We start from the raw sequence: 2,500 nt of genomic DNA on the forward strand, positions 1-2,500 counted from the left end.
GTGTTACCAGCACGTAAAGGTGGGGACTCACAGGTGACTGCCGGCGTAAGTCGGAGGAAGGCGGGGATGACGTCAAATCATCATGCCCTTGATGTCCTGGGCTACACACGTGCTACAATGGGCGGTACAGAGGGAAGCGAAGCCGCGAGGTGGAGCCAAACCTAGAAAGCCGTTCGTAGTTCGGATTGCAGGCTGCAACTCGCCTGCATGAAGCCGGAATTGCTAGTAATCGCGGATCAGCATGCCGCGGTGAATCCGTTCCCGGGCCTTGTACACACCGCCCGTCACACCACGAGAGTCGGCAACACCCGAAGTCGGTGAGGCAACCCGCAAGGGAGCCAGCCGCCGAAGGTGGGGTTGATGATTGGGGTGAAGTCGTAACAAGGTAGCCGTATCGGAAGGTGCGGCTGGATCACCTCCTTTCTATGGAGTAACACGAGTACGAAAACAGGTCGGCGTGTGTGGTGTGTTTAGTTTTGAGGGAGCCAAGGGACGTATGTGCCCGAGGTGAACTCAACAGGCGCTTTGAGCTGCGATGCAGATCAAAGTGCAGGTACCTTGGCAACTGAATATGGAACAACCTCGAAGAAGTACAACCGGTAACCGACATGCGAGTAGCAGGTATGCACCGGAAGTATAGACGGTGAAGTTAGGAAGAGCGCACGGAGGATGCCTAGGCGCCAAGAGCCGAAGAAGGACGGGGCGAACACCGAAATGCCACGGGGAGCTGTACGCGAGCATGGATCCGTGGATGTCCGAATGGGGGAACCTACTAGCGGGAAGCGCTAGTGTCATGCACTGAATCCATAGGTGTATGAAGGCAACCGAGGGAACTGAAACATCTAAGTACCTCGAGGAAGAGAAAGCGAAAGCGATTCCGTCAGTAGCGGCGAGCGAAGGCGGAGGAGCCCAAACCAGATACGTGGTACAGGCTGCAGCCGATGCGTATGTGGGGTAGCGGGGCTATGTGAGGGGACCTGCAGGGAACCAACAGGAAGCGATGCGTAGGAGAACGACATGGGAAGGTCGGCCAGAGACGGTGAGAGCCCGGTATCCGAAACGCATGGTGGAATGGAGCATAGACCCCAAGTACTGCGGGACACGAGGAATCCCGTAGGAATCGGGGAGGACCACCTCCTAAGGCTAAATACTCCTTGGCGACCGATAGCGGATAGTACCGTGAGGGAAAGGTGAAAAGAACCGCGGGAGCGGAGTGAAAGAGAACCTGAAACCGTGTGCTTACAAGCAGTCGGAGCATCCCAGAGATGTGACGGCGTGCCTTTTGTAGAATGAACCGGCGAGTGATGATGTCTTGCAAGGTTAAGGCGGAGGAGCCGAAGCCGAAGCGAAAGCGAGTCTGAAGAGGGCGAGTGAGTAAGATGTCATCGACCCGAAACCGGGTGATCTACCCCTGGTCAGGGTGAAGTGCGGGTAACACCGCATGGAGGCCCGAACCCACTGGCGTTGAAAAGCCAGGGGATGAACTGGGGGTAGGGGAGAAATTCCAATCGAACCCGGAGATAGCTGGTTCTCCCCGAAATAGCTTGAGGGCTAGCGTCAGGGAATGAGTTGTGGAGGTAGAGCACTGATTGGGTGCGGGGCCCGCGAGGGTTACCAAGCTCAGTCAAACTGCGAATGCCACAATGTCGAAGAACCTGGCAGTCAGACTACGAGTGATAAGACCCGTGGTCAAAAGGGAAACAGCCCAGACCAACAGCTAAGGTCCCAAAGTACCGGTTCAGTGGGGAACGATGTGGCGTTGCACAGACAACCAGGATGTTGGCTTAGAAGCAGCCACCATTGAAAGAGTGCGTAATAGCTCACTGGTCGAGTGGCGCTGCGCGGAAAATGTAACGGGGCTAAACCGGACACCGAAGCTATGGATGGAAACATGGTAGGGGAGCGTTCCATTTGCGGAGAAGCCGAGCTGGAAGGCGAGGTGGAGCGGATGGAAGTGAGAATGCCGGTATGAGTAGCGAAAAGACAAGTGAGAATCTTGTCCGCCGAAAGCCCAAGGGTTCCTGGGGAAGGCTCGTCCGCCCAGGGTAAGTCGGGACCTAAGGCGAGGCCGAAAGGCGTAGTCGAAGGAGAACAGGTTGAAATTCCTGTACCACCGAGAGCGATTGAGCGAAGGGGTGACGCAGGAGGGTGAGGGAAGCGGCCGGATGGAAGAGGCCGTCCAAGCAGTGAGCGTGGGATGTAGTGAAATGCGCATCCCGGGAAGCGTGAGCTGTGATGGGGAGGGAAGTACAGTACCGAAGTCCCATAAGTCACACTGCCAAGAAAAGCCTCTAGCGATGCAAGCTCGGTGCCCGTACCGGAAACCGACACAGGTGGGCGCGTGGAGAACACGAAGGCGCGCGGGAGAACTCTCGTTAAGGAACTCGGCAAAATGGCCCCGTAACTTCGGGAGAAGGGGCGCTCTGAGAAGAGCCGCAGTGAAAAGGCCCAAGCGACTGTTTAGCAAAAACACAGGTCTCTGCGAAGCCGAAAGGCGAAG

General features: G+C 56.6%; 2 rRNA genes (1 of these 2 cut by a window edge). Both read left to right on the forward strand.

What is annotated here, in order from left to right:
- Positions 1 to 423, forward strand: a 16S ribosomal RNA gene (locus tag AAC01S_RS18155); the annotation flags it as partial.
- Between the two features lie 219 nt (positions 424 to 642).
- Positions 643 to 2,500, forward strand: a 23S ribosomal RNA gene (locus AAC01S_RS18160); it runs 1,085 nt beyond the window's last position.

Source organism: Alicyclobacillus acidiphilus NBRC 100859 (genome assembly GCF_001544355.1).
GTDB classification, from domain to species: domain Bacteria; phylum Bacillota; class Bacilli; order Alicyclobacillales; family Alicyclobacillaceae; genus Alicyclobacillus; species Alicyclobacillus acidiphilus.